The organism is Longimicrobiaceae bacterium (genome assembly GCA_035936415.1).
Taxonomy (GTDB): domain Bacteria; phylum Gemmatimonadota; class Gemmatimonadetes; order Longimicrobiales; family Longimicrobiaceae; genus JAFAYN01.
The window spans coordinates 1-4,946 of the sequence record DASYWD010000064.1; the positions used below are offsets into that span (position 1 = coordinate 1).

Genomic DNA, 4,946 nt, shown 5'->3' on the forward strand with positions numbered 1-4,946 from the left:
GCTCCGCCTCCGCGCGCCCGGACGGCACGGCCGTGAGCCGCGGCCGGATACGGTCCTGCGACACCCCGGCCGGGCGCGCCACCAGCCTGCGCCTGCGCACCCGGGCGAAGTTGAGCACCGCCAGCTCCCCGAACTCCGCCCTGGCCGCCTCGTCGTAGGCGCGCGCCGCCTGCTCCTCCCCCTCCGGTCCCTCGGGGAAGAAGCCGAGGTGCTTCAGCTTCCCGTTCACGCGGACGTAGGCCTGCCACATCCCCTTGGCCTTGTTCCACCCCACCCCCCGGTACTGCGAGGAGCCTCCCTTCTTGGCGCGCTGCCGGGGGCGGAAGTTGGCGCTCACCACCACCAGGTTCTCGCGGGTGCAGTTGGTGGGGTCGCCGTCGCGGAAGATCACCTGGCGGGCGTCGTCCACCCCCATGACCTCGCGGTGCAGAAGGAGGGTGCGGTGCGTCTTCTTCCCGCCGCGCAGCTCCCGCGGGATCAGCTCCTTGCGGTACGCCCGCCCGTTGCGGAACTGGCTCCACGAGAGCCCCGAGAGGCGCTCGTGGTCTTCCGGGCTCACCCGGACCTCGGCCCCGTTGTTCAGCGTGATGACGTTCATTGCGCTCTTCTGAATGACTGGCAAATGCGCCCTCGGGCCGGGCGGAACACGCCGGCGCGGGCTGCGGCTCTCGTACGTTTCGTCTGGATGGGCGGCGCCAAGATCTCACCCCGGACGCCCGCCCGCAACCTCACATTCCATGCCGCCGGCCCGGGTCCCCGCACACGGCGGTGCGGCCCGGATCGTGCCGGCAGCGGATTCCGCCGCCGGGCGCTGCGTGCCCGGCCGGCGCCCCTGCTCGCGATGTCGCGGTGTTTTCCGGAAGACCGTCCACCCCGGAGCGGAATGAACGTCGGCGGAGTGCTAGAAACGTGCCTGTACGCGGCCGACCTGCGGGCCGCGGAGGCGTTCTATACCACCGTGCTGGGCCTGGAGGTCCATGCCAGGGCCGAGGAGCGCCACGTCTTCTTCCGCTGCGGCGCGGGCATGCTCCTCGTCTTCGACCCCGGCCGCACCGCCGCCGAGCAGACCCACGTGGGCGGGCGCCCCGTTCCCCTGCACGGCGCGCACGGAGCGGGGCACGTGGCCTTCGCCGTCCGCGGTGCGGAGCTGGACGCCTGGCGGGAGCGGCTGCGGAGCCTGGGGGTGGAGACGGAGTCCGAGGTGGAGTGGCCCCACGGCGGGGTGTCGCTGTACCTGCGCGACCCCGCCGGGAACAGCGTGGAGCTGGCCTCCCCCGCCATGTGGGGGCTCCCGGAGCCGGCGCCGGGCGGCGGCGGGTGACGCGGTGGCCCGCGCCCTGCGGTCGCCGGAGCCCTCCCCTTTTCCCCGACCCCGGAGGCGACGATGGCCCGGTGCGAAGTGTGCGGCAACGACTACTACCTGTCGTTCGAGGTGATCGCCGCGGGAAACCGCCACGTGTTCGACAGCTTCGAGTGCGCCATCCACAAGCTGGCGCCGGTGTGCGCCCACTGCGGCTGCAAGGTCGTCGGCCACGGGGTGGAGGCCAACGGCACCTTCTACTGCTGCGCCCACTGCGCCCGCCGCCAGGGCGCCGAGGACGTGGCCGACCACTCCATCACCTCGCCCCACGGCCTGGACTCCGCCGAGACCGCCGGCTGAGCCGCCCGCCTCCGCGGGAAGACGGCGCCCCCACCGGGATCTCCCGGCGGGGGCGCACTCTCGCACTCTCGCACTCTCGCACTCCTCAGAAGTCCGCCGTCTCCTCCCCCGCCCCGTCGCCCAGCCAGGGCAGGAGCTGCACGTACCTCCGTCGGAGGCGGTTGGCCTCGGCGTGCGCCTCGTCCACCGTCGCACCGAACCCCTCCCACGCCCACCCGCTCCAGGAGTCCGGCCCCGGGGTCGTCCACGGAGAGTCGCCCGTGTGGACCCGGGCGCCCTGCCTGTTCTGCGCGAAGGGGTCCAGGTACACCCCCAGCACGTTCCCGCGGCTGTCCACCACCACCCCGTAGCTCCCGTTGCGCTGCTTGCGGCGGCGCACGAAGGCACGGACGGCGACGGCCAGCGCGTCGGCGAAGATCACCACGGCGGAGAGCACCCCCAACGCGGCCACCAGCAGGAGCGCATTGTACTTCATGACAGCGATGCGGCTGCGGTTCGAGTACGAGGCGGAAACGGCTCGTGTACAACACCGTACCACGATCCGGCGCCCGCGTTCCACCCCCCCGGCCCGGAGCGGCGCCGGACGGGCGGGCCGGCGCCCCGCCCGGCCCGCGGTGGCCCATAGGGGGCGCCCTTCGGGAAATCGCCGGTGTGCGCCCCCGCCGGCCAGCGGGAGGTAAGTCGTTGTCGTGTTGCAACTTGTTTGCAAACTCTTGCGCGCCCTCGGGCCGGGGGGTATCCTGGGAGCCTCTCTGACACATTCCCCTCCGGCAGCAGCACCGCCGGCCAGCCGAGAACGGCAAACCCGCCGAAAGGCGGGGACGCAAAGCTCCGAGGCTACCGTGGGCGCCATCGCGCGCCCGCCACGCCGGTCGAGCCGTCGAAGACTCCCGCGAGAATGCATCGAGACCCCAGGAACCCCCGCGTTTCCGTCGTCCCCCGTTCCCCCCAGAACCCCGAGCTTCCCCCACGGCCCCGCGCCCTGCGCCTCGCCGCGCGCTGCGCGCTGCTCTGCGGCGCGCTGGCGCTCCTGGCCGGGCCGGCGCAGCTCGACGCGCAGTCCAGGTCCGCGGAGCGCGAGCGCCCGCGGATCGTGGGCCGCCTCCTCGGCACTCCCAAGCTGGAGTACCTGTCCCGGCTGACCGGGCTCGCCATCCCGGTGGAGGGGGTGTCCGCCGCCAGCCTGCGCGACTCCTTCCTGGAGGGGCGCTCCGGCGGCCGCACGCACGAGGCCATCGACATCCACGCGCCCCGGGGAACGCCCGTGGTGGCGGTCTCCGACGGCCGCATCGTGAAGCTCCACCAGGGGGCGCTGGGCGGGAACTCCATCTACCACCTGGACGAGGACGGCCGCACCCGGTACTACTACGCGCACCTGGACCGCTACGCGGAGGGGCTGCGCGAGGGACAGTGGGTGCGGCGCGGCGAGGTGATCGGCTACGTGGGCGACACCGGCAACGCGCAGCCGGGCGACTTCCACCTGCACTTTTCCGTGTCGCTCCTGAACGACGCGCGGCAGTGGTGGCGGGGCACCCCCCTGAACCCGTACGCGCTCCTCACCGGGAAGGAAGTAGACGGGCTGAACTGAGCGCTCCGCCCGGCAGTCCGCGCCCGCGGGGGATCTTCGGATCTCCCGCGGGCGTCTACTTTTACGGTGGTTCCTGAGCCACGGCGACGCCGGCCGGCTAAAACTTGGTTATTGACGTGTCGGTGCGGAGCGTTTATTATCGGACACAGAGCACAACGCCAGGGCACCTCGTCACCCATCCCCGGCCGGCTCCCACCCCGCCCCCCGGCGGCCACGTAGTCCTCCGCACCCCGCTCTCCCCACCGGGACGCCACGGGCGCAGCGACGGCGGACACGCGTGCACCGGACTCACCGCTACGCCTTTCGGAGGATAGTCCCGTGGACGACCGCGCCCTGCTCCAGACCGAGCTGTTCACCCACCATGTCGGCACCTTCGCGCAGCCGACCGGGCCCGACCTCCTCCGCCGCACGGAGGCCTTCTTCGAGTGGCAGGACACGCGCCGAGAGCTGGGGCTCTGGCCCTACTCCCGGAGCCTGGACTACGCGCCCACCGCGGAGTGCGTCGTGCGCAACGAGAGCGGCGAGGCCACCGCCGGGATCAACTTCGCCTCGCAGGACTACCTGGGGCTCGCCTCGCACCCAGCCATCGCGGAGGCGGCGCACCGCGCCATCCGCGACTACGGCCCGCACAGCGCGGGCTCCGGGATGTTCGCGGGGAACACCACCCCGTCGCTGCGGCTGGAGAAGGCGCTCGGGGAGGCGCTGGAAGCGCCGTACGTGGCGCTCTTCTCCTCCGGGTGGGGCGCCGGGTTCGGCGTCGTCACCGCCCTGGTTCGCCCCTCCGACCACGTGGTGATGGACGCGCTGGCGCACTCCTGCCTGCAGACCGGCGCCGCCGCGGCCACCCAGAACGTGCACCGCTTCCGCCACCTGGACAACGGGGGGGTGCGCCGGCGCCTGCACGCGATCCGCTCCCGGGACGCGGAGAACGGGATCCTGGTGGTCACGGAGGGGCTCTTCTCCATGGACTCGGACGTCCCCGCCATCGAGGAGCTGCAGGGGATCTGCCGCGAGTACGGGGCCACGCTCCTGGTGGACATGGCCCACGACTTCGGCGCGCGGGGGCCGCGGGGGACGGGGAGCGTCGGCGCGCAGGAGATGCTGGGCAAGGTGGACCTGGTGATGGGCGCCTTCTCCAAGACCTTCGCCTCCAACGGCGGGTACGTGGCGTCGCGCTCGGCGGCGGTGCGGCAGTACGTGCGCGTGTTCGGCGCGCCGCACATCTTCTCCAACGCCATCTCCCCGGTGCAGGCCACCGTGGTCCGCGAGGCGCTGGAGATCGTCCGCTCCGACGAGGGGGACCACCTCCGCGAGCGGCTGATGCACAACGTGAACGCGCTTCGCAACCATCTCGCCCGCCGCGGGATCCAGTGCATCGGGATCCCCTCCGCGGTGGTCCCGGTGCCCATCGGCGACGCACCGACGGCCCGGATCGCGGGGCGCCTGGTGGCCGGGCGGCACGTGTTCGCCAACCTGGTGGAGTTCCCGGCCGTGCCGCTCAAGGGGGCGCGCTTCCGCATGCAGGTGATGGCCACGCACACCGACGAGCAGGTGCACCACGCGGCGTCCGTGGTGGCGGACGCCATCGCCGAGGCGCGCGCCTACGTCACCGGCGAGGTTGCGGAAGCGGCGCGCGAGGAGGCGGCGGTGGCGGCCTGACCGTCGCTCGGCGGCGGTCCGGCGGGCGGGGCCCCGGCG

At 73.1% G+C, this 4,946-nt stretch carries 6 protein-coding genes and 1 riboswitch; of the genes, 4 read left to right on the forward strand and 2 right to left on the reverse strand.

The window, feature by feature from the left end:
* Positions 1–598: hypothetical protein (locus VGR37_02945; protein HEV2146350.1), on the reverse strand; the 598-nt coding region annotated here is incomplete at its 3' end.
* Between the two features lie 285 nt (positions 599–883).
* On the opposite strand from VGR37_02945, the gene VGR37_02950 reads away from it, so the two are divergent.
* Entirely contained in the window at positions 884–1,321 is a 438-nt protein-coding gene (locus VGR37_02950; protein HEV2146351.1) for a VOC family protein, read from the forward strand.
* A 63-nt stretch (positions 1,322–1,384) separates the two neighbouring features.
* Complete coding sequence (locus tag VGR37_02955; protein HEV2146352.1) at positions 1,385–1,660, forward strand: hypothetical protein; 276 nt, start codon at positions 1,385–1,387, stop codon at positions 1,658–1,660.
* An 85-nt stretch (positions 1,661–1,745) separates the two neighbouring features.
* Here VGR37_02955 and VGR37_02960 read toward each other — a convergent pair whose 3' ends face one another.
* Positions 1,746–2,135: a hypothetical protein gene (locus VGR37_02960; GenBank protein ID HEV2146353.1), complete on the reverse strand. Its 390-nt coding sequence runs from the start codon at positions 2,133–2,135 to the stop codon at positions 1,746–1,748.
* 313 nt (positions 2,136–2,448) lie between these two features.
* Positions 2,449–2,545: riboswitch (cyclic di-GMP riboswitch) on the forward strand.
* A gap of 13 nt (positions 2,546–2,558) precedes the next feature.
* Between VGR37_02960 and VGR37_02965 the strand changes: the two genes are divergently transcribed.
* Both VGR37_02965 and VGR37_02970 read left to right on the forward strand, forming a co-directional pair.
* Positions 2,559–3,248 (forward strand): M23 family metallopeptidase, encoded by a 690-nt coding sequence (locus VGR37_02965; GenBank protein ID HEV2146354.1) that lies wholly within the window; start codon positions 2,559–2,561, stop codon positions 3,246–3,248.
* A gap of 318 nt (positions 3,249–3,566) precedes the next feature.
* Positions 3,567–4,907: an aminotransferase class I/II-fold pyridoxal phosphate-dependent enzyme gene (locus VGR37_02970; protein HEV2146355.1), complete on the forward strand. Its 1,341-nt coding sequence runs from the start codon at positions 3,567–3,569 to the stop codon at positions 4,905–4,907.
* The last annotated feature ends 39 nt before the right edge of the window (positions 4,908–4,946 follow it).